Source organism: Thioalkalivibrio sp. ALE19 (genome assembly GCF_000428605.1).
Classification (GTDB): domain Bacteria; phylum Pseudomonadota; class Gammaproteobacteria; order Ectothiorhodospirales; family Ectothiorhodospiraceae; genus Thioalkalivibrio.
The window spans coordinates 213385-235783 of record NZ_AUAG01000001.1 but is presented as its reverse complement, the minus strand read 5'-3'; the positions used below and the strand labels follow the sequence as shown (position 1 = coordinate 235783).

Sequence of the window (22399 nt, the reverse complement as noted above, 5' to 3'; positions counted from 1 at the left end):
CCTTATTGGCGTTATGGCCGTCATCCTTCTCGCGCCGGCCGTGATCATTGCGTTTTCCCGCCAGGTTCGAAGATGGAGAAAGTTCAAATGGATCGTTCTTGCGCTGCTTCCGATTGTTCTGGTGCCCAACGTCGGCATCTTCCTCGCGGCCCTGATCTTTCAGGGGCGGCCCGAAGGTGCGTTGATGGCGCAGGGGCCGGTGATGCTCGCATGGTACCTGTCGCCATGGGTGGTTCTGATCGTTTTCTTCCTGATGCCGGACTCCGGTCGCAAATCATGAGCGGGCCTGCGGTCGACGAAGTCCGGACATTCAGCCCGTTACCGCTGAAGTCCGCAGGCTGTACGGCTGCCTCCGGTATCTTGAAGATCATCTCCCTGCTCTTTGTGTTCCTGTGGACGGTGGAGAGTGTATCCGCGGGTACCGGTCGCCTTCCGGCCGAATTCGGGGCGGATGTGTCCATTGAGTCGAGGGCAATCCTCCGGTCGCATGGGCTGGACGTGGCGGAATCGTTCATCGACGAGGATGGTGGCTTGAAAGCGCGGGGGGTACCTGCAGAGGAGGATGCCTATCTTTTTACATCATTTACCGACAACTCTTTTTCGCTGCGGATGTATAACGGCCGGGAAATCCCCGATCAAGCGTTTCTTGATTTGATTGCGATGTGTCTTGAGTTTCGCGCAGAGCGAGAGGCCGTAGACGGGTGCCGGGTCGTAGTCCGCAAGGAGAATCACCTGGAATGGAGGAACTCAAGATTCCTGGGTATTTTTCCCTCCAGATTTAAGCCAATGCTCGATTTTCACATCGGAGGTGAGCAATGAGTAGGTACGAAGCCGAGATTCGAACAGGTGTATTGACTGATGACAACAATCTTCATACCTGGTTGCAGATCAGGCATGCGGACGGAACCGAGGAGGCATGGGGATTGCACCCGGAGGACGGTTCGGACATTTCCAATGTGTTATCCGGTCCGGGGGTTATCAAGGAGGAAGTTTTCGACAAGGATTATACTCGTAGTAGTGGGGCGATCGCTCTCACTGAGGATCAGTATGTAGATCTGATGGACAATATCCATGCTCAGAAGGATGATCCGCCCGAATATTCCTTGGTCAGTTATGGGGCCGGGGAGCAGTGTAGTATGTGGGCGGTGGATCGTCTTGCCGAGGTAGACGCGGTTCCCTCCATTCTTACCCCGAGTGGGACACCACCTTTGAATCCTTTTTTCCTGGACTCTGTGGCGTGGAATCCGATCACGCAGACAGCCGGGTTTTGGGCCCATGATCACTATGAGCGGGTCTCTGCGGGCCTGAGTATTGCCCTGGGAACACCGCTTGGCCTTTACCTGAAGGAGCAGGCCGGAGAGGTTGTGGACTGGTATGGTGAAGGCTACCAAGGGGTCGTCGAATTGGCGACCGATGGGTTCGAATGGCTGAATGATTTTGGCACGTCGGCTGCGGATTGGTTGTCGAAATCCCCAGATGAGGTGGTTGCCCTGGCAACGGATGGGCTGGAATGGGCGAACCAACATCAGGAGCAAGCTCGTGAATGGTTTGTTGGGTTTCGCGGCGAGGCGCTGGACCAAGCGGCCGACATATTCGAATGGGCAGATCGGCTCGGTACCGGTGCCACGGAAGATCTCACGGACTTCTTCGAAGCAATGGGAGGCCCGGCGGGGGTAGTGGAGTCAGCCTGGGATTACTGGACCGGTGGTAACTTCATCGACGACGTGCGCGACTTCTTCAACCGCGGCGAGTCCCACGCCTCCCCCATCATTCTGGACCTGGACGGCAACGGCATCTCCACGCTGGGCCTGGAGGCCGGCGTGCAGTTCGACCACAACGGTGACGGGTTTGCGCAGGCCAGCGGCTGGGTGGGGCCGGAGGATGCGCTGCTGGCGATGGATCTGACCGGGAACGAGGAGATCGAGACCGGCGGCGAGCTGTTTGGCAACGCCAGCGAGATCGAGGATGGCGTGACGGCCATGAACGGCTTCGAGGCGCTGGCCATTCACGACACCAACGGCAACGGCCGCATCGACCCGGGCGACGAGGCCTGGGACGACCTGCGCCTGTGGCAGGACGCCAACGGCAACGGCGAGGTCGACGACGGCGAACTGCTGACCCTCGATGAAGTCGGCATCGGCTCCATTGATCTGGGCTACTCGGACTCCAGCTACGTCGACGAGCACGGCAACGAGCATCGCCAGATCGGGCGGTTCGAGTGGGCCGACGGCCGCGAAGGCGAGGCCACGGACGTCTGGTTCATCCAGGACACCGCCCACACCGAGGCACGCGAGCGCCTGGACGTACCGGAAGACATCGCCACCCTGCCCGACCTGAAGGGCTACGGCGAGGTGCATGACCTGCACCAGGCACTGGTGCGGGACGACAGCGGGCAGCTGCGCGAGCAGGTCGAGGCCTTCATGGCCGAGACGGACGTGCAGGCCCGGGAATCCCGCATGGAGAACCTGCTGTACGAGTGGGCGGGCGTCAGTGACGTGGACCCGGAGAGCCGGGGCCGTCATATCGACGGGCGCAAGGTCGCGACGCTGGAGGCGTTCCTTGGGCGGGAGTTTCGCCAGCACGGCAGCCCCGACCCGAGGATCATGGCCTCCGGCGAGCTGCGCGCGGGCTTCGATATCCTGCAGACGACCATGTACGGGCAGATGATGCGCCAGACCCACCTGGCGCCCTATCTCGAAGGGATGGACCTGGTCTTCGATGAAGAGGGCATCCGCATCGACTTTGCGGGCACCACGGAGGCCCTGAACCAGCAGTTCGATGCCGACCCGGCCCGTGGCGTGGCGGATCTTCTGGAACTTCAGCGCGCCGCCGGCGAACAGCTCTCGCCCATGGGCTTCGACAGCCATGGCCTGCTGCGCGACTGGCTCGCGCAGGCCGGTGATGATCCGGCGGTGCAGGATGCCCTGGCCGACTTCGGCTGGGATGGGGTGCGCGCCGACGGCGAAGGTACGGCGGCCTCCGAGATCGTGTTCGGCGACAACGACGGGGCGGAGCTCACCGCCGGTTCTGGCGGCGACTGGCTGCTGGGTGGTGATGGCGATGACGTGCTGCAGGCCGGTTCGGGCAACGACATCCTGTACGGCGGTGGTGGCGACAACACCTACCGCTTCGATGTGGGCCAGGGCCACAACACCATCATCGAGATGCATGGCGACGAGGGGCACAGCGTGCTGGAGTTCGGCCCGGAGATCCGTGCCGGCGATCTGGATATCCGCGCCGAGGGCAGTTCGCTGGTGCTGGCGCACAGCAACGGTCGTGACAGCATCACCATCGAGAACTGGTTCGGCAGTGCCGATGCCGAACGCCACCGTATCAATACCCTGCGCTTCGCGGACGGGCATAGCTTCGACCTGTCCCTGTTACAGCTCGGCTCGACTGAGGGTGACGAGCTGACCGGCGGGGAGGAGAACGCCATCCTGGTGGGCAACGAGGGCGAGAACACCCTGACCGGCGGCGCCGGCGACAACTGGCTGCATGGCGGCCGGGATGCCGACGTGCTGGTGGGCGGCGAAGGCGACAACCTGTTCGTGGTGCAACACCGGGATGATCAGGTGATCGCGGAATCGGGGGATGGCACCAACACGGTGCAGTCGCATGCGTCGTTCACCCTGTCCGACAACCTGCACAACCTGACGCTGCTGGGCCGCAGCGGGATCAGTGCCACCGGCAACGAGCTGGACAATGTCCTGATCGGGAACTCCGGCAACAACCGGCTCGACGGGGTGGCGGGTGCCAACACCATGATCGGCGGCCGCGGCAACAACACCTACGTGGTGCACAGCGCCGATGACGTGGTGATCGAGAAGCCCGGCGAAGGCAATGACACGGTCGAGTCCCACATCGATTACGTCCTGCCGGATAACGTTGAGAACCTGCACCTGCAGGGCAGCGAGGATCTCGATGGCACGGGTAACGAGCTGGACAACGAGCTCATCGGCAACACCGGCGACAACGTCCTGAACGGGGTCGAGGGCAACAACTACATCGACGGCCGTGGCGGCGCCAACATCATGACCGGTGGCGCGGGCGACGACACCTACGTGGTACGCAGCGACGAGGACGTGGTGATCGAAAAGCCGGGTGAGGGCAACGACACCGTGAAGTCCTACATCGACTACACCCTGCCGGAGAACGTGGAGAACCTGCACCTGCAGGGCAGCGAGGATCTCGATGGCACGGGTAACGAGCTGGACAACGAGATCATCGGCAACACCGGCGACAACGTGCTGAATGGCGTGGAGGGCGACAACTACATCGATGGCCGCGCCGGTGCCAACATCATGATCGGCGGCGCGGGCGACGACATCTACGTGGTCAACAGCGAGGACGACGTGGTGATCGAGCAGCCCGGCGAGGGCCACGACACCATCCGCTCCTCGGTCACCTACACCCTGCCCGACAACGTCGAGGACCTGATCCTCACCGGCTCGGCCGACATCGACGGCACCGGCAACGAGCTGGACAACTACATCGAGGGCAATAACGGCGACAACGTGCTCAATGGCGTGGCCGGCGCGAACGTGATGGCCGGCGGGCGCGGTGACAACACCTACATCCTCAACAGCAAGGAGGACGTGGTGATCGAGAAGCCGAACCAGGGCACCGACACGGTGATCAGCCCGTTCGACTACACCCTGCCGGACAACGTGGAGAACCTGACGCTGGTCGGCGACGCCCGGGTGGGGCGCGGCAACGACGAGGACAACATCATCATCGGCACCGAGCGCCCCAGTCACCTGTATGGCGTGAGCGGGGACAACGTGCTGATCGGGGGCGGGCGCTCCGCCAACTTCCTGTATGGCGGTGACGGGGACAACACCTATGTGGTCAGCAATCCGGGCACCAAGGTCATCGCTCAGGAGAATGGCGGCACGGATACGGTGAAGGCGGAGACCCACTTCCGCCTGCCCGACCACGTCGAGAATCTCACGCTGACCGGAGACGGCGACTACTGGGGCCGGGGCAACGAGCTCGACAATACCCTGATCGGGAACGACGGCGACAATACCCTGCGCGGCGAAGGCGGCGATAACTTCATCCACGGCGGTCGCGGCAGCAATGTTCTGTACGGGGGCGAGGGCAGCGACACCTATTACTTCGAGCGCGGCGACGGCCACGACCGCATCGTGGAGAACGCCCGCGACCCGGGCGAGGACGTCCTGCTGCTGGGCGAGGAGATCGCGGCGGACCAGCTCTGGTTCAGCCAGGATCGCCGTGACCTGTCGATCGAGGTGATCGGCACCGATGACCGCATCACCGTGGATGACTGGTTCGGCCGCCACGGCGAGACCCTGGATCGGGTGGAGCTGTCGTCCGGCGAGGTGCTGACCGCTGCCGAGGTCAACAACCTGGTGCAGGCGATGGCGGCGTTCGATCCGCCCGGGGCGGACGAGACCAGCCTTCCGAAGGACTATCGGGACCAGCTCGATCCGGTGGTGGCCGCCGCCTGGCAGTAAGCCGCTCGCACGGCCGTCCGGGCCTGCCCGGGCGGCCCCTGTATTGCAGATCGCCGGACGGGATTCCGGTGATGAGTCGCACGGATAGTCATGGATTCACAAGGCAGGGAGGCGACGGGCTCCACGGGGGAGAATGGGCCTGTCGATACGGGGCTTCTGGCCCTGGTCATGCTGGCCCAGTACCACGGGGTGCCGGCCAATCCGGAACAGCTGCGGCACGAATTCGCCGCCGATGGCGAGCCTTTCGACGCCGACCGCATCCTGCTCGGGGCGCGGCGGCTGGGGCTCAAGGCGAAGCGCGTCCGCACGAAACCTTCCCGTCTGGAGCAGACACCGCTTCCGGCGGTGGCCCTGGCGAAGGACGGCCGCTTCTTCGTGCTGGCCCGCGTCAGTGACCTGGGTGCGCTCATCCAGCACCCCGGCCAGGGACCGGCCCAGCGAATCTCGCGGGAAGACCTGGCGGAGCTGTGGTCCGGAAAGCTGATCCTGTTCACGTCCCGCGCCTCGCTCACCGCGGAACTGGGGAAGTTCGACTTCACCTGGTTCGTGCCCGCGCTTGTCAAGCACCGGCGCCTGCTGGGCGAGGTGCTGCTGGCGTCGTTTTTCCTGCAGATCTTCGCCCTGGTCACGCCACTGTTTTTCCAGGTGGTGATGGACAAGGTCCTGGTGCATCGCAGTCTGACGACCCTGGACGTGCTGGCCATCGGCCTGCTCGCGGTGATGGTCTTCGAGGTGGTGTTGTCCGGGCTGCGCAGCTATGTGCTGGCACATACGGCCAGCCGGATCGACGTCGAACTGGGTGCGAGCCTGTTCCGCCACCTCATCAATTTGCCCATGGGCTATTTCCAGTCCCGGCGGGTGGGCGATTCGGTGGCGCGGGTTCGCGAACTGGAAAACATCCGCGAGTTCCTGACCGGCAATGCCCTGACCCTGGTGCTCGATCTGTTCTTCTCGGTGGTGTTCATCGCGGTGATGTTCTTCTACAGCGGCTGGCTGACGCTGATCGTCATCGCATCGCTGCCCCTGTACGTGATGATCTCGCTGTTCATCACACCGCCGCTGCGTGCGCGCCTGCACGAGAAGTTCAACCGAGGGGCCGAGAACCAGGCCTTTCTGGTTGAGAGCATCAACGGTATCGACACGCTCAAGGCGATGGCGGTGGAGCCGCAGACCACGAAGAAGTGGGACGAGCAGCTGGCCGGCTATGTCTCCGCCGGTCTGCGGACCACCCAGCTGTCGACCGTCGCCCGCGAGCTGATTTCGCTTGTGGGAAAGCTGGTGACGGTGGGCACGCTGTGGCTGGGGGCACGGCTGGTGATCGAGGGCGACCTGACCGTCGGCCAGCTGATTGCCTTCAACATGCTGGCCGCGCGTGTCGCCCAGCCGATCATGCGTCTGGCCAACATGTGGACCGACTTCCAGCAGGTCGGGATCTCCATGCAGCGGCTTGGCGACATCCTCAATGCACCCACGGAATCCTCGTTCGCCAACCGCAGCAGCCTACCCCGTCTGGACGGGCGAATCGAGTTCGACCAGGTGCATTTCCGTTACCGGCCCGACGGTCCCGAGGTGCTGCGCGGGGTCAGCCTGGAGATCCCCCCCGGTCAGGTGCTGGGCGTGGTCGGCCGCTCCGGGTCGGGCAAGAGCACCCTGGCGAAGCTGATCGGCCGGATGTATGTGCCCGAGCGCGGGCGGGTGCTGGTGGATGGCACCGACCTGGCGGTGGCCGAGATCAGCTCCCTGCGCCGCCAGATCGGCGTGGTGCAGCAGGAGAACATGCTCTTCAACCGCAGTATCCGCGAGAACATCGCCCTGGCCAGCCCGGGGGCACCGCTGGAACGGGTGATGGCCGCCGCGCGCCAGGCCGGGGCCCACGACTTCATCCTGGAAACCCCCGAGGGCTACGACACCGTCGTTGGTGAGCACGGTGGCACGCTTTCCGGCGGTCAGCGCCAGCGCATCGCCATTGCCCGCGCCCTGATGAACGACCCGCGCATCCTGATCTTCGACGAGGCGACCAGCGCCCTCGACTACGAGTCGGAGCGCGTCATCCAGCAGAACATGGCGCAGATCGCCCGTGGTCGTACGGTCATCATCATTGCCCATCGGCTCAGCGCCGTACGCCGGGCCGACCGCATCATCGTCATGGACCACGGCCAGATCGTCGAATCCGGGACCCACGACAGCCTGGCCGAGCGTGACGACGGCATTTATGCGGGCCTGTTGCGCCTGCAGCAGACCTGAGGGAGGGTGCCATGGGGATGCGGCGCAGCGCATGGCAGGACCTCAAGGGGCGCTATCGGCGGGCCTTCGCCATCGCCTGGGGGCGCCGGCGGGAGATGGACCCGCCGCGACGGGTACCGCACGAGCAGGAGTTCCTCCCGGCGGCCCTTTCGCTACAGGAGACGCCGGTGCACCCGCTGCCGCGCGTCATCATCGGTCTCATCCTGCTGCTGGCGGTGCTGGCCGTGGTGTGGGCCACCCTGGGGCGCATGGACATCGTTGCGGTGGCCGAAGGCAAGGTCGTGCCGGACGGGCGTACCCAGACGGTACAGGCCACGGAGACGGCCAGCGTCAGGGCCATCCGGGTGCGGGATGGTCAGCGGGTAGAGGCCGGCGATGTCCTGATCGAGCTCGACTCGACCCTTTCGACCGCGGATGTGACGCGCCTGAGCCGGGAACTGCTGTCCGCCCGCCTGGCCGCCGCGCGTTCGGAGGCGTTCCTGGAGGCCCTGGACGGCGATACCGAGCGGCCGGTGCTGCAGCCGGATTTCCCCGCGCCGGAGGATGTTCTGCTGGTGGAACAGCGGGTGTTGCGCGGCCATGTGCATCACTACCGTGCCCGCATGCAGCAGCTGGATGCGGAGATCGCGCGCAGGCAGGAGGAGATCGCTGCGGCGGGGGCGATGGTGGCCGGGCTGGAACAGACCCTGCCGATCATTCGCGGGCGCAGCGATGATCTGTTGCAGCTATCGGACGATGGCATGGCGGCCCGCCACGAGCAGCTGGAACTGGAACAGCAGAGCATCGAGGCCGCGAACGCCCTGGACGCGGAGCGGGCACGGCGCTCGGAGGCGGAGGCTGCGCTGCACGAGGCGCGCGAGCAGCGCCGAACCCTGCGTTCGGAAAGCCGGCGAGAAGCCCTGGACATCCTCCACCAGGCGCGTTCCGAGGCGGAGTCCCTGGAGCAGGAGCTGATCAAGGCGCGGCGGCGTGACGAACTGATGCGCCTGCGTGCGCCGGTGACCGGGACGGTGGAACAGCTCGCGGTCCACACGGTGGGCGGGGTGGTGGAACCGGCCGGGCCGTTGATGACCGTGGTGCCGGAGGATGCCGAGGTGATGGTGGAGGCGACCCTCCCCAACAAGGACATCGGCTTCGTGCGGCCGGGCCAGACGGCCGAGGTGAAGCTGCAGACCTTTCCTTACACCCGTTACGGCACGGTCGAGGGCGAGGTGCTCGATGTCTCGCAGGATGCGGTTCAGGACGAGCAGCAGGGGCTGGTCTTCGTCGTGCGCGTGCGCCTGGATCGCGACACCGTCAACGTGCAGGGCGACTCCGTGCGTATTGCCCCCGGCATGATGGCGACCGTGGAGGTGAAAATCGGCAAGCGGCGGATCATCGAATATTTCCTCACGCCCTTGCTGCGCGCCGCGCGCGAAAGTCTCAAGGAGCGCTGAGGTGGCCGGTGATCAGCGCACCTGCCGGACTTCGTCGCGGCGGAAGGCCCAGGTACGGGTGATGACCAGTTCGTTATATTCCTCGCGCATGGCCTCGGTGAACGGGGCGTAGGGGGCGCCCAGTTCCACGATGCGGATGGCGGCTTCGTCGAGCACGGGTTCGCCGGAACTGCGCGCGACCTGGATATCGATCAGTTCACCTTCGGGGTTCAGGCGCACGGACAGGACCAGGCTGCCGGAAAGCCCCTGACGCCGGGCCTCGTCCGGGTAGTTGAGGTTGCCGACGCGTTCGACCTTGTCGATCCAGGCCTGGAGATAGGCCGCCTCCGGTGCGCTGCGCGCCGACAGGCTGTCGAGATAGCGGGTGCGCTGGCCGCGTGCGGCGAAGCTCTGGCGTTCCTCCGCCGGGGCCGCGCGGGCGCTCTCCAGTCCGCGGTTCATCAGGGTGGCGGCATCCGGGCGCGGCTCGGCCTCGGGGGTCTCGATCGGTTCCGGTTCGGCGACCTCGGGCGGGGCCGGTTCCGGCGATTCCTCGGCTTCGGGCCTCTCCGGCTGCGGTTCGGGTTCGGGGGGCGACGGTTGCGCCACCAGCGGACCGGGTTCCGGCAGCGGGGCCTCCACGCCTTCGGGGCCGGGTTCGCCGGTGCCTTCGTCTGCGGCCTCGGGGGCGGTGGCTTCCTGGTCTTCGGGGTCTTCGGCGCTCGCCTCCTGGTCGATTTCGGCGATGCGCTCGACTTCCTCGGGGGGCGGCGCGGCGGCCTCGGGATCCGCAACCCGGGTAATGTCCAGCGGCTCGCGCGGGCTGGGGTCGGGCAGCTCCACGGTGAAGCCGATGCCCAGGATCACGAGCCCGTGGGCCAGCACCGCCAGGAAGACCATCGTGGCGAGATGGTTCGGACGTGCGGCGGCGTGTTCCGACGGGGGCGTCGGCACCGGGCGCTCAGGCTGGTCCTGGGGGGCGGGCATGGCGGATATGGCGCTGGATCCGGGGATCGGAAAGTACGTGGGCGGTCAGTATACCGGTGGCGGCGCCGGCGATCAGCGCGGCCAGCCATAGCGGGGGCAGCAGCAGCGGCAGGCCGGGGTGCGGGATGATCACCAGCCATGCGAGCAGGAACTGCCCCGTGACATGCGCCATGGCGGCTGCGATGGCCAGCCCCGTGGCGCCGACATGTCGCGGGGCGAACGGCGCCAGCAGGGCCAGCGCGGCGAGAGCGGCCAGGGCGCCGGTCAATGAGAGCCAGAAGGCGGGGCTCAGAAGGGTGCCCAGCAGCAGGCTGCTGCCGACCACCCGCAGCAGGGTGACGGCGACCGCGGCGCGCCAGCCGAGGGTGAGCAGTGTGACGAGGGTCACGATATTGGCCAGGCCCGGCTTGATGCCCGGGACGGGGCCGGGAATCGCGGCCTCGAGGATCTGAATGCCGATCGCGATGGCGGCGAGGGCAGCGATCTGGCGATCGCGGCGGGAGGCGGGGCGGTCGGCGTTCACGGTCAGTAGTGGATGCTGTCCCAGGCGGGTTCGGCGCCCTCTACCCGGAGGGTCAGGCGGTTGGGCAGGCTGATGGCCATGTCGCCGCGGGTGGAGAGCCAGCCGGCCCCCTCGCAGATGTTCTGCGTGCCGGGGGATTCCGCACAGCGCGCGCGCCCGGTCTCGATCTCCACCCGGGTGGTCCCGGCGGGGCCTTGCAGGCGCAGTTCGCGCGGGCCTTCCAGGGGCTCCCGGCGCGCGGGCTCGCCGGCCTGGGTGATGACCAGGCTCCGGGCCTCGGTCCCCGCGTCGGGGTTCCAGGCGAGGATGAAGGCGGTCACGACCAGTCCGGCCCCGGTTGCGGCGATGACCGCGTCCCCCCAGCGCAGGTCCGGAATCCTCACGGTGTGGAGCCGGCCTCCGGCTGTTCGCGGACCTCCGGCTCGGGGTGAGTCTCCCCGATCTCGACGCGCGCGGCCATCGCCGGTGTGGCCTCGATGCGACCGTCCGCGAGCACCACCAGGGCGTGGTCAATCCCGAGCCGGGCGGCGTATTCCGGCCAGTGTTCGGGACCGGCGATCATGAGGGTGGTGGCGGCCGCATCGGCCAGGCCGCCGTCACCATGCAGCACGGTCGCGGAGCGCACGCCCTCGGTCGGGCGGCCGGTGCGCGGGTCGATCACGTGGTGGATGCGTTCGCCATCGTGTTCGTAACCGCGCTCATAGTCCCCGGAGGTGAACAGGCCCTCGCCTCCGCCCAGTTCGATGCCGCCGAGGGTGCCCCCGTCCGGGTGGCGGATACCGATGCGCCAGTCGCGGCCGGCGGGCCGGCCCAGCGTCATCAGGTCGCCGCCGGCGTTGACGATGGCCGCCTCCACGCCCAGATCGGCCAGCAGGTCACGCGCGCGCTCCACGGCGGCGCCCTTGGCCAGTCCGCCGAAGTCCAGCTGCAGGTCCGGGTGGTGTCCGGTCAGGCGGACCCCGTTGCGTTCGATGTCTCCCATCGACGGCGGGTCCTCCAGCAGCTCGGCCAGCGTGTCGGCATCCGGGGGCGGGCCGGCGGGCTCGTCCCGGTGAAAGCCCCAGGCGGCGATCAGTTGTCCCATGGCGGGATTGAACAGTCCGTCGGTGGCCTCCTCCACCGCCTGGCCCTGCTCGATCAGCGGCAGCACCGACGGCGGGGCGCTGAATTCGCGTTGCAGCGGCAGCAGCTGGTTGGTGCGCCCGAGCGAACCTTCTTCCCAGGCGTGCCAGGAGGCATGCAGGATGTCGAGCTCCGCCTGCAGCTCGCGTTCGATCTCGGCGAGGTCATATTCCCCGGCCGGGGCGACCGCGACCTCGACCAGGGTGCCGAAGGCCCGGAACTGCAGTTGCTCGGTTTCCGGCGTGCGTTCGCAGGCCACCAGCAGCATCGCGGTCAGTGCTGCGAGGACAGGGAGAAGCAAGGTGCGGCGCGGATTCATGCGGTTTCCCCCGTCACGAAATCGATGTAGCGGCCGGCGAGGTCTGCGTCGCAGGCTGCATCCAGCTCGCGGACGCCGGTCGGGGAGGTGACGTTGATTTCGGTCAGGGATTCCCCGATGACGTCCAGTCCGGCGAAGTGGATGCCGCGCCGTCGCAGCTCCGGCCCGACGCGTTCGCAGATCTCGCGGTCGCGCGCGGTCAGTGGCACGGCTTCTCCCCGTCCCCCGGCCGCCAGGTTGGCGCGCGATTCACCGGGTGCCGGAATCCGTGCCAGGGCATGCTCGAAGGGTTCGCCGTGGATCATGATGATGCGCTTGTCGCCGGCCGTGAACTCCGGCAGAAAGCGCTGCGCGATGACCGTGCGCCGATCGAACCGGGTCATGGTCTCGAGGATCACCGAGGTGTTCGGGTCGCCCTCGCGGATGCGAAAGATCGAACTCCCGCCCATGCCGTCCATCGGCTTGACCACGATATCGCCGTGCTGCTCGAGGAATGCGCGGATGCGGGCGCGGTCACGGGTGATCAGCGTCGGCGGGGTGCAGTCCGGAAACAGCGCCGTGAACGCCTTCTCATTGATGTCGCGCAGCCCCTGTGGTCGGTTCGATACACATACTCCCGCATGTTCCGCCAGCTCGAGCGTGTAGGTGGCGTACAGGTATTCGGCATCCGCCGGTGGATCCTTGCGCATCAGGATGACATCGAAGCGATCCAGCGGGGCGGTGGTTTCCGTCCCCAGTTCGTGGAACGCTTCGGCCCGGTCCCGAACCTCGATCGGACGGCTGCGTCCCATGGCGCGGCCGTCTTCCACCCACAGATCGTTCATTTCGAGATAGTGCACGGCGTGATCCCGGGCCCGGGCGGCGAGCATCATGGCGAAGGTCGTGTCCTTGGCCGGCTTGATCCCCGTGACGGGGTCCATGATGATGGCGATGTTGTGGGGCACGATAACGGGCCTTTTTCGTGATCCGTGTCAGTCGAGTATGCCACGCGGAGCAATATTACCGCTCGATGTTTGTGTATCCCGCGGGACTTCGTTAGATTCGAGCCTGCATATAGCCTTAGGGGGGGTAAGGTGTCTGACGCGCCAGCGGAAGCCGACTCGGCCACCGAGTTTCAGGGAGTGAAGGTCATGGTGATCGACGACAGCAAGACGATCCGGCGCACCGCCGAATCCTTGCTGCAGAAGCACGGTGCCGCGGTGGAAACCGCGGTGGACGGCTTCGAGGCCCTCTCGAGGGTGGCCGATTCCCGCCCCGACATCATCTTCATCGACGTCATGATGCCCCGTCTCGACGGGTACCAGACCTGCGCCCTGATCAAGAACAACAAACAGTTCAGGGATACCCCCGTGATCATGCTGTCGAGCAAGGACAGCGTGTTCGACAAGGCCAAGGGGCGTGTCGTGGGATCGGAGGACTATCTCACCAAGCCCTTCACCCGGGATGACCTCCTGGATGCCATGCGCAAGTACGCGCACCAGCGAGCCCCGGAATGAACCCATCGCGATTGACTCGCGTGTACCAACCCAGGAAAGAAAAACGCCATGGCCCGTATCCTCATCATTGACGACTCTCCGACCGAGATCCATGTCCTGCGCACGATGCTCGAGAAGAACGGGTATTCGGTATCCACGGCGGCCAGCGGGGAGGAAGGTGTCGAGACCGCGCGGGCCCAGGTGCCCGACCTGGTCCTGATGGACGTCGTGATGCCCGGTCTGAACGGCTTTCAGGCCACGCGAGAGCTCTCCAGGCAGGAAGAGACCGCCAATGTTCCCGTGGTGGTGGTCAGTACCAAGGATCAGGCGACCGACCGCGTCTGGGCCATGCGCCAGGGGGCGCGGGACTACATCACCAAGCCGGTCACCGAGGACATCCTGCTGCAGACGATCGAGAAATACCTCTCGGCATGAAGGTCGATACTTCCACTCCGTTTGTGCTGCTCGCGAGCCTGGATCGCGAGAGCCGGCGGGTGAACCGGGAGTATCAGCGCGATTCTTCATCCGGCTGGCGCGGCGTGCTTCTGGCCGTGGGCGAGTTCCGTTTTCTCGCGGACATGGAAGCGATCTCGGAGGTGACCGATCCCCTGTCCCTGACCCACGTCCCTCTGGCCGATCCCATGGTGCTGGGCGTGGGGAACCTGCGCGGTCTGGTGCTGCCGGTGTTCGATCTGGGGCGACTGCTGCTGGGGGAGCCCATCAGCGGGGACAGCTCGCGCCAGCGCATTGTCGTGGCCCCGCAGGGGCAGGGCATGGCCGGACTGCTGGTGAGTCGGGTGGAGGGCATGCGCAGTTGCGCACCGCATCAGAGGCGACTGGAAGTGGATGTGCCCGAGGCGGCGCGTCCGTTTGTTACGGGGGGGTTCGATCTGGGGCACCGGCTTCACCCCGTGGTGGACCTCAATCGGCTACTGAATGATACCGGGCGGTTTTCCGGTCTGGACATCGCGGAACCCGCCGAAGACCAACAGCAGGCGGCCGTCTCCTGACGGGGGCGGCATTACTGTTAAGGGAGTTAACGTCTTATGGGACCAAGTCGTCGTACGCGTAACCTCCTGCTGGGAGGGCTGGTGGTTCTGGCCCTGCTGGCCACGGGTGGCGCCGTCGTCTCGCACGAATACCAGCAGAGCCAGTATCGAGACCGGATCGCGCTGGCGAACGACATGCGTCTTCTGTCCCAGCGGCTGGCCACCGCTTCGCTGGAAGCTGCGGCGGGTTCCGAACAGGCCTTTGGCGACCTCGCGGAACTGCGCGATGCCTTCGACCACAATGTCGATGTACTCCGCGGCGGTCGCGAGGGCCTTGGGCCTCTGCCGGACGACCTGCAAGCCGACCTGGAACAGGTTGAGGGCGAGTGGAGCGGTTATCGCGGCAACGTGAATACGATCCTCCATGGGCGTGATGCCATCGAGGAGGTCACTGAATTCTCCGAAGCCGTGAACGAGTTCTCCCCCGAGCTGGCCCGGCTGTCCGACAGCGTGGTGCGGCGCATGTCGGAGATCGGCGAGGACCCCGATCAAATCTATGTGGCGGCACGCCAGACCATGCTGATCCAGCGGATCGGCAACAGTCTGAACGAGGTGCTGCAGGGCGGTGCCCGCGCCGCGACCGCGATCGAGCGTTTTGAGCGGGACGCCACCCTGTTCGGGCGGGTGCTGGACGGGCTGATCGAAGGCTTCGCGCCGCTGGGCATCGAGGCCGTGGATGATGCCGAAACCCAGGCGATGCTCGACGAGATCGGTACCTTGTTTATTGCCTTCAGCGAAGCGGTGGAGGGTGTGCTGGATACGTCTTCCCGCGTGTTCGAGGTGAACGCCGCCGCTGCAGATGTGGAAGCCGGCTCCGGCGACATGCTGCAGGTGTCCGGCGACCTTGAGGCTGCGCTGACCGACCGTGCCGCGCAGGTCGGGGTCCTGGCCTGGGTGGGATCCGCCTTCGGTCTGCTGGCGCTGATTCTGCTGGCGAGCATGGGCCTGTTCCTGTACCGCGATACACGCCGGGAGCTGGCCGAGACCGAAGCCCAGAATGAACGCAATCAGCAGGCGATCCTGCGCCTTCTGGACGAGATGATGAACCTTGCCGACGGGGACCTCACGGTCAACGCAACGGTGACGGAAGACTTCACCGGCGCCATCGCCGACTCGATGAACTTCGCGATCGAGAACCTGCGTACCCTGGTCGCCACCATCAACTCCGTGGCCGATGACATCAACGACTCGGCAGCAAACAGCCGCTCTCAGGTTCTGGGGCTGGCCGAAAAGGCCGAGCAGCAGACCCAGGAGATCCAGCAGGCGAACGACGCGATCGACGAGATGGCGCAGTCGGTCGACAAGGTGGCCTCGGACGCGGGGCAGTCCGCGGGGGTGGCACGAAATTCCGTGGATATTGCCTCGCGCGGGGCGGCCACCGTGCGCCGTTCCATCGAGGGCATGGATTCGATCCGCGAACAGATCCAGGAGACGGCGAAACGGATCAAGCGCCTCGGCGAATCCTCGCAGGAAATCGGCGACATCATCGGCCTGATCAACGATATCGCCGAACAGACCAACGTGCTGGCCCTGAACGCAGCGATCCAGGCCTCTGCGGCCGGCGAGGCCGGACGCGGATTTGCCGTGGTGGCGGATGAGGTCCAGCGTCTGGCAGAACGTTCCAGTAGTGCGACGCGCCAGATCGAAGGGCTGGTCAAGGCGATCCAGGCCGATACCAGCGAGGCCGTCAGCTCGATGGAACAGAGTACGGCCAACGTGGTGTCCGGGGCCGAGATGGCCCAGGCGGCGGGTGAGGCCCTGTCCGAGATCGAGCAGGTTTCCAACGATCTCGCCGGCCTGATCGACGGCATTTCCTCCTCGGCCCATCAGCAGGCGGAAATGGCGAAGAACGTCACGTCCATCATGGCGCAGATCCGTGAGATCACCACTGAAACCACCGAAAGCACGCACACAACGGCGGCCTCCATCGACGACCTGGCCCAGCTGTCGCAGCAACTGCAGTCCTCGGTTGCGGACTTCAAACTGCCGGCTTCGGATCAGGACGGCGCAGGTCGTTCCGGAACGCAGGGTTAACGGCCGGGCCACGCAATGGTTGCCAGTGCACTGAACTGGGTACGGGACGAGCTGGACGCGCTGTTCGGTGAAGTCCAGGAAGCCCTGCGCCAATACTCCGACGACCCGACCAGCGTGGAATCGCTGGACCGGGCCCACGAGCGTGTCCGGCAGATTCGCGGGACGCTCGTGATGGTGCAGGTCGAAAGCGTCGTGAAGGTGTGCGACGAGATGCTCGCGGTGCTGGAGCATCTGCGCAGCGGCGAGTCCGCATCGGCCGCGACCACCGAGGCACTGTTGCGCGCCGCGCTGCAGCTCCCCGACTATCTCGAACACGGCGATGCCGCCGATCTGCCGTCTCCGATGGTGCTGCTCCCGCTGCTCAACGAACTCCGCAGCGTTCGTGGAGCGAGCATGCTGATGGACGTCGCTGAACTGATGCCCGACTTCGACGACGTCGATGATTCGCGCATGGGTGAGCCGGAAGAAGGGCTGTCGCCGGCCGAACGCCTGCGGACCCTGCAGCAGGCCCGGCGCAGTTTTCAGCGGGATCTGCTGGGACTGGTGAAGGGCGTGGATGCGGCGTCGGCCGCGGAGCGGTTGCACGAGGTCGCGCGCGAGGTCGTGCGGGCGGTCCCGGCCGGTGATTTCCGGCGTCTGTTCTGGGTGGCCGGTGCCCTGCTGGAGGGGCTGGCGCGCGGCGGGGTGGAGCTCAACAACGACATCCGGCGTCTGGTGGGGCGGGTCGATCGTGAACTGGGCCGCTACCTCAATGCGCTGTCCAATCAGCTGCGTGAGGGTGGCCAGGCCGACGACCTCGATTACGAAGCCCCCGTCGACACCATCAAGACCCTCCTGTTCCACGTGGCACGGGCCGAGGCAGATACCGAACAGACGCGCGCGGTGCGCGAGGTCTTTCACCTCGATGACCTGAATGCCCGGGACGAGAGCGCATCCAGCGGTCTGGGGCGCGAAGTCTTCGACAAGCTGCGTGCGGCCCTGGAGGATGATCTCGGAGAGGTCCGCGAACGCCTGGACGTGCTGATTCGTTCCGCGACCCGCGAGGCGGGCGATCTCGAACCGTTGCGCGAACAGGTTCGCCGGATCGGCGCCACCATGCGCATGCTCGGGCTGGAACAGGGGGAACACCACACCCGGGCCCTGGACGAATGTCTGGAACCCACGCGTCTGGCCCACCACGACGAACGTCTGGAGATGGAGCTGGCGCAGCATCTGCTGGCGCTGGAGTCCATCGTTGAATCCGGCCTGGAAGGCGAACGCGAGACCGCCAGCGGCGAGGCGGCCTACGACCGGAAGCTGGCAGAGGCGCTGTACCGCGAATCGCTGGTGGAGGTTCGTCGGGTCCGGGAAAACCTCATGGGCTTTCTGTCGGGCGATGCCCGTGCCAGCAGCCTCGACGAGGCGCGAGACGCCCTGCATCGCACGCGGGGCGCGCTTTCCATGGGGGGATTCCGCAGCCTGCATTCCCTGATCGATCCCCTGCTGCGTTTCCTCGATGACCGCGAGGGGATGACCGCGGCGGATCTGGCACCCGATGCCGTGGATGCACTGGCGGAGGTGCTCAGCTCGATCGAGGTTGCGCTGGAATCGTCCGGCCAGCCCTGGCGCGAACTCGACAGTGTGCATGAACGCGGTCGCAGTGCCCTGCAGCGCCTGGGGGCATCCGAGGATACTGCGCCGGCTCCGGAACCCCCAGTGGGGGAACCAGCCGAGCCCGAACGGCCGGAACGGGCCGACGGGGAGCCGGCGCCGATACCGGATCTCGACGTTCCGGAGACGTCGGACAGCGCGCCGGAGCCGGCCGAAGCGGATGCCGTACCGGATCTCGAACTCCCGGAAGAGGACCTTGGGCCGGCTCCGTGGTCGGAACCGGATGCCGAAGCCGCATTCGGCCCCGAGCTGGCTGAAGAGGGGGCGCGCGAGGAACCTGCCGGTGAGCCTGAGCCTGAGCCTGAACCTGAGCCTGAACCTGAGCCCGAGCCCGCTCTCGAGATCCCTGCCGCGCAGGACGAAGCGACGGTCGGTGCCTCGCTCGCGGAACGTCCCGGTGGTCTGACGTTCGACGAGGCGGTCCTCCAGGAGCAGGTCCTCGGGCCGGACGCAGATGCGGAGATCCTCGATATCTTCCTGGAGGAGGCCGAGGAAGAAATCCAGAGCCTGGACGAGCAGTACCCGATCTGGCGTTCGGCACCGGGCGACATGGATACGCTTTCCATCGTGCGTCGTTCCTTCCACACGCTGAAGGGCTCCGGCCGCCTCGCGGGAGCGTTGCGGCTCGGCGAGTTCGCCTGGGTGGTGGAATCCTTCCTCAACCGGCTGCTCGAAGGCACCGATCAGGCGGATGGAGACACGCTCTCCGCCGTGGGCGATGCGGTGTCGGTGCTCCCCGGACTGGTGGCGGAGGTGCGTGACCAGAAGGGACCGGAAACGCCGGTCCTCGATATTGTACTGCGCCTGGACGCCCTGGCCGCCGGCGAGCCCGCCGCGACCGCTACGGACGCAGAGCCGGCCCCGGCGGCTCCTCCGGCAGGCGCGGAGGACGATCTTGCGGCCCTGGCGCGCAGCATGGATGCCCTGGATGCTCCCGACGAGCCCGAGCCCGAGCCCGAGCCCGAGCCCGAGCCCGAGCCCGAAGGCGGGCTCGAGCACGACTCGCTGATCGAACTCGAGTCTCCGCTCCCGGAGGGCGACGCATCCGCCCCGGAGCCGGGCTCTGGCAAGGAATGGCCGGCGACGGACCAGGAAGAAGGTCATGTACTTGACGTCCCGGCGGACGAGGACGAGGACGAGGCACCGGCGGAGGAGTCGGCGATCGACCCGCAGCTGTGGGAGGTCTTCTCGGCCGAGGCCCTCAGTCATCTGGACACGGTTCGGTCGTGGCTGGAGGAAGCGGAGGCTGGCCCGCCGCGCCCGCCGAGCTATGCGCTGGAGCGGGCCCTGCATACCCTGCACGGCAGCGCGCGCACCGCGGGCGTCTCGACCGCGCATTCGGTGTGTCGTCCGTTCGAAAACCTGGTGCACCTGCATCGCGAGATGGAGGAACCGCTGGGCCCGCAGGCCATTGAGCTGCTGCGTCGAGTGGCCGACCACCTCGGTGCGGTGGTCGAATCGCCGGTGCCACCTCCGGTAGCTCGGCTCGAGACGCCGCCGGAATGGGTGAACGAGGTCGAGGGCCTGTTCGCCGAAGCCCAGGACCGCTGGAATCGGCCGTCCGGGGGGCTGGAAGCCGAGGCGCTCGCCGAGGTTACGGGCGAGCCCGAGCCAGAGCCAGAGCCAGAGCTAGAGCCAGAGTCAGAACCGGAACCGGAACCGGAACCGGAACCGGAACCGGAACCGGAACCGGAACCCGAGCCCGAGCCGGAACCCGAACCCGAGCCGGAACCCGAACCCGAGCCGGAACCCGAACCCGTCGCAGCGGCGTCTCCTCCGTCGGAAGACGAGATCGATCCGGAGTTCGGCGAGGTCTTCATCGAGGAGGCTCATGACATTCTCGAGCAGGCCTTCCACACCCTGGCGGCCTGGCGCGAGGCCGGCGGCCGCCCCGGTCCTGACCAGGAGGCCTTCCAGCGGGAAGTCCATACCCTGAAGGGGAGTGCCCGCATGGCGGGCTTCACCGTGGTGGGTGCCATCGCCCACGCACTGGAGACCGCGCTCGGGGTCGAGACCGAAGCCGGTCAGGATCCGCGCCCGTCATTCTTTGATGCCGCGGAAAAGGCGCTGGTGGAGGTGCAGGGCCTGGTCGAGCGCGGCGTCGGGCCATGGCAGACGGACGAGAACCAAAGCCGGGAGCTGTCGGGGCTGAGGCACTGGAGCGTCGAGGAGGGAGCGGAGGAGCCGGAGGAGGCTGACGAAGCCACCGGCGAACGCGACGCCGACGAGGTGACGGCGGATGACACCGCCGCCCTGGCGAATGAGGCGGAGCCCGCCAGCCGCAAGCTGCAGGACCAGGTGCGGATGGACGCCGAAGTGCTCGACAGCCTGGTCAACAATGCCGGCGAGCTGGCGACCTTCCACCGGCGCTTCGAACAGACGGTGGGCCGGGTAGAAAACCAGATCGAGGAGCTGGACCGGACCATCACGCGGGTGCGCGAACAGCTGCGCAAGCTCGAGATCGAAACCGAAGCGCAGGTGCTGTTCCGGGTGGAGCAGGAAACCGGCGAGGAGCAGGTGGATTTCGATCCGCTGGAGATGGACCGCTACTCCGGGATCCAGCAGCTCTCGCGCGCGCTGGCGGAGAGTGTGAGTGACCTCGACAGCCTCAAGCAGGAGGTGGATGACGAGCTCCGGACCGCCGGCGGCGTGCTGTTGCAGGAAAAACGCGTGGGTACCGAGCTGCAGGACCAGCTGATGCGACAGCGCATGGTCCGGTTCGCTCGCATGGCGCCACGCCTGCGGCGTGTGGTGCGCGCGGCAGCCGACGACATGCAGCGCGAGGTCCGGGTGGATTTCGTGGGCCAGGATTCCGAGCTCGACCGTGCCCTGCTGGAACGGCTGGTGGCGCCGCTGGAACACCTGCTGCGCAATGCCGTCGCGCACGGCATCGAGACGCCCGACGAGCGGGAAGAGAGGGGCAAACCGCGGGAAGGTCACATCACGGTGACCCTGGAGCAGGCCGGCAGCGAGATCCGCATGGAAGTCGCCGACGACGGCGGCGGGATCGATGCGGAAGTGGTTCGCGCGAAGGCCATCGACCGCGGAGTCATCACGCCGGACGCCGAACTGAGCGACAATCAGGCACTGCAACTCATCCTGCAGTCCGGGTTCTCGACGGCCGCATCGGTGAACCATGTGGCCGGACGTGGTGTGGGCATGGATGTGGTCAACGCCGAGGTCAAGCAGCTCGGTGGAACGCTGGACATTGATTCCATCCCGGGTTCCGGGTCGCGCTTCACCCTGCGGCTCCCGTTTACGCTGGCAATCAGTCATTCGCTGCTGGTGCAGGTCGGAGAGGAAACCTTTGCCGTACCGATGGCCTCGGTCGAGGGCGTCGTACGTGCGCGGCGCGAGGAGATCGACGAATCGGGGGCGGCGCCGACCTACAGCTATGTGGGACAAGAATACGCCCTGCATTCCCTGGGCGAGATCCTCGGTATCGAGACCCAGGCCGGGGTCCACCCGCTCCCGGACGAGCCGTTCCCGCTGCTGCTGGTACGTACGGACGAGCAGAAGGTCGCGTTGCGTGTGGATGGCCTGGCGGGCAGCCAGGAGGTGGTGGTCAAGTCGGTCGGTCCGGTGCTCAGCCGGATCCCGGGCGTGGCCGGGGCCACGCTGCAGGGCGACGGGTCGGTGATGTTGATCCTGGATCTGAGCATGCTGATGCGCTTCGCAACCGTGGCACCCGGTGCCGAGGCCGGGGCCGTCGAGCCCGAAAGCAGCACGACGCGCATCATGGTGGTCGATGACTCGATCACCATCCGCAAGGTGACGGCCCGTCTGCTGACCCGCCGGGGCTTCGAGGTGGTGACCGCGCGCGATGGTCTGGACGCGGTGACCCTGCTGGACGAGCGCCGGCCGCACCTGATCCTGCTGGACGTGGAGATGCCGCGGATGGACGGTTTCGAGTTCGCTGCTCATGTGCGCGAACATCCCGAGTTCCGCGACGTACCGATCATCATGATCACCTCGCGCAGCGGCTCGAAGCACCGCGAGCGGGCCATGCGTCTGGGCGTGAACGGCTATCTCGGGAAGCCTTACCTCGAAAACGACCTGCTCAACGAGATCGAGCATCAGCTGGAAGGGGCGCCGGCATGACCC

The 22399-nt window shown here is 66.4% G+C and carries 14 protein-coding genes and 1 pseudogene; 10 read left to right on the top strand and 5 right to left on the bottom strand.

Annotation, left to right across the window (positions count from 1 at the left end):
* The 5 genes from F787_RS16990 to F787_RS0101135 all read left to right on the top strand — a co-directional run.
* A partial coding sequence (locus F787_RS16990; protein WP_028491066.1) for a hypothetical protein occupies nucleotides 1–280 on the top strand: 280 nt, incomplete at its 5' end.
* Nucleotides 226–819, top strand: coding sequence for a hypothetical protein (locus F787_RS0101155; RefSeq protein ID WP_196801909.1), 594 nt, complete (start codon nucleotides 226–228; stop codon nucleotides 817–819). The genes F787_RS16990 and F787_RS0101155, both read left to right, overlap by 55 nt.
* Before the next feature lie 836 nt (nucleotides 820–1655).
* Entirely contained in the window at nucleotides 1656–5477 is a 3822-nt protein-coding gene (locus tag F787_RS0101145) for a calcium-binding protein (protein WP_042805541.1), read from the top strand.
* 90 nt (nucleotides 5478–5567) lie between these two features.
* Nucleotides 5568–7721, top strand: coding sequence for a type I secretion system permease/ATPase (locus F787_RS0101140; protein WP_028491063.1), 2154 nt, complete (start codon nucleotides 5568–5570; stop codon nucleotides 7719–7721).
* Between the two features lie 11 nt (nucleotides 7722–7732).
* Nucleotides 7733–9157: an HlyD family type I secretion periplasmic adaptor subunit gene (locus F787_RS0101135; RefSeq protein WP_028491062.1), complete on the top strand. Its 1425-nt coding sequence runs from the start codon at nucleotides 7733–7735 to the stop codon at nucleotides 9155–9157.
* A gap of 12 nt (nucleotides 9158–9169) precedes the next feature.
* Here the strand turns inward: F787_RS0101135 and F787_RS0101130 are convergent, their stop codons facing one another.
* Genes F787_RS0101130 through gshB form a run of 5 tightly spaced genes read right to left on the bottom strand, consistent with a single transcriptional unit; the run spans nucleotide 9170 to nucleotide 13031 of the window.
* On the bottom strand, nucleotides 9170–10123 hold the full coding sequence (locus F787_RS0101130) for an energy transducer TonB (protein WP_028491061.1): 954 nt from the start codon (nucleotides 10121–10123) through the stop codon (nucleotides 9170–9172).
* Complete coding sequence (locus F787_RS0101125; protein WP_028491060.1) at nucleotides 10098–10646, bottom strand: Gx transporter family protein; 549 nt, start codon at nucleotides 10644–10646, stop codon at nucleotides 10098–10100. Before F787_RS0101125 ends, F787_RS0101130 begins: the two co-directional genes overlap by 26 nt.
* A 2-nt stretch (nucleotides 10647–10648) precedes the next feature.
* A complete protein-coding gene (locus F787_RS0101120; RefSeq protein ID WP_019590955.1) occupies nucleotides 10649–11029 on the bottom strand; it encodes a NusG domain II-containing protein in 381 nt (126 codons plus the stop codon).
* Nucleotides 11026–12087 (bottom strand): FAD:protein FMN transferase, encoded by a 1062-nt coding sequence (locus F787_RS0101115; protein WP_028491059.1) that lies wholly within the window; start codon nucleotides 12085–12087, stop codon nucleotides 11026–11028. The genes F787_RS0101120 and F787_RS0101115 overlap by 4 nt, the downstream gene beginning before the upstream one ends.
* Nucleotides 12084–13031, bottom strand: coding sequence for a glutathione synthase (gshB, locus tag F787_RS0101110; protein WP_028491058.1), 948 nt, complete (start codon nucleotides 13029–13031; stop codon nucleotides 12084–12086). Before gshB ends, F787_RS0101115 begins: the two co-directional genes overlap by 4 nt.
* Nucleotides 13032–13160: 129 nt before the next feature.
* On the opposite strand from gshB, the gene F787_RS0101105 reads away from it, so the two are divergent.
* The 5 genes and pseudogenes from F787_RS0101105 to F787_RS0101085 all read left to right on the top strand — a co-directional run bounded on the left by F787_RS0101105 (nucleotide 13161) and on the right by F787_RS0101085 (nucleotide 22396).
* Nucleotides 13161–13583 (top strand): PleD family two-component system response regulator, encoded by a 423-nt coding sequence (locus tag F787_RS0101105; protein ID WP_042805529.1) that lies wholly within the window; start codon nucleotides 13161–13163, stop codon nucleotides 13581–13583.
* Between the two features lie 48 nt (nucleotides 13584–13631).
* Complete coding sequence (locus F787_RS0101100) at nucleotides 13632–13997, top strand: PleD family two-component system response regulator (RefSeq protein WP_028491056.1); 366 nt, start codon at nucleotides 13632–13634, stop codon at nucleotides 13995–13997.
* On the top strand, nucleotides 13994–14572 hold the full coding sequence (locus F787_RS0101095) for a chemotaxis protein CheW (protein ID WP_028491055.1): 579 nt from the start codon (nucleotides 13994–13996) through the stop codon (nucleotides 14570–14572). Before F787_RS0101100 ends, F787_RS0101095 begins: the two co-directional genes overlap by 4 nt.
* A gap of 36 nt (nucleotides 14573–14608) precedes the next feature.
* Nucleotides 14609–16600, top strand: a pseudogene (locus F787_RS0101090) (methyl-accepting chemotaxis protein); the annotation flags it as partial.
* Nucleotides 16601–16660: 60 nt separating this feature from the next.
* Nucleotides 16661–22396, top strand: coding sequence for an Hpt domain-containing protein (locus F787_RS0101085; protein WP_028491053.1), 5736 nt, complete (start codon nucleotides 16661–16663; stop codon nucleotides 22394–22396).
* Nucleotides 22397–22399: the final 3 nt, after the last annotated feature.

Excerpts from the sequence above, each read along its gene's own strand:
- F787_RS0101155 (WP_196801909.1), top strand. The coding sequence starts at position 226 with ATGGGTGGTTCTGATCGTTTTCTTCCTGATGCCGGACTCCGGTCGCAA.
- F787_RS0101145 (WP_042805541.1), top strand. The coding sequence starts at position 1,656 with ATGGGAGGCCCGGCGGGGGTAGTGGAGTCAGCCTGGGATTACTGGACC.
- F787_RS0101140 (WP_028491063.1), top strand. The coding sequence starts at position 5,568 with ATGGATTCACAAGGCAGGGAGGCGACGGGCTCCACGGGGGAGAATGGG.
- F787_RS0101135 (WP_028491062.1), top strand. The coding sequence starts at position 7,733 with ATGGGGATGCGGCGCAGCGCATGGCAGGACCTCAAGGGGCGCTATCGG.
- F787_RS0101130 (WP_028491061.1), bottom strand. The coding sequence starts at position 10,123 with ATGCCCGCCCCCCAGGACCAGCCTGAGCGCCCGGTGCCGACGCCCCCG.
- F787_RS0101115 (WP_028491059.1), bottom strand. The coding sequence starts at position 12,087 with ATGAATCCGCGCCGCACCTTGCTTCTCCCTGTCCTCGCAGCACTGACC.
- F787_RS0101100 (WP_028491056.1), top strand. The coding sequence starts at position 13,632 with ATGGCCCGTATCCTCATCATTGACGACTCTCCGACCGAGATCCATGTC.
- F787_RS0101095 (WP_028491055.1), top strand. The coding sequence starts at position 13,994 with ATGAAGGTCGATACTTCCACTCCGTTTGTGCTGCTCGCGAGCCTGGAT.
- F787_RS0101085 (WP_028491053.1), top strand. The coding sequence starts at position 16,661 with ATGGTTGCCAGTGCACTGAACTGGGTACGGGACGAGCTGGACGCGCTG.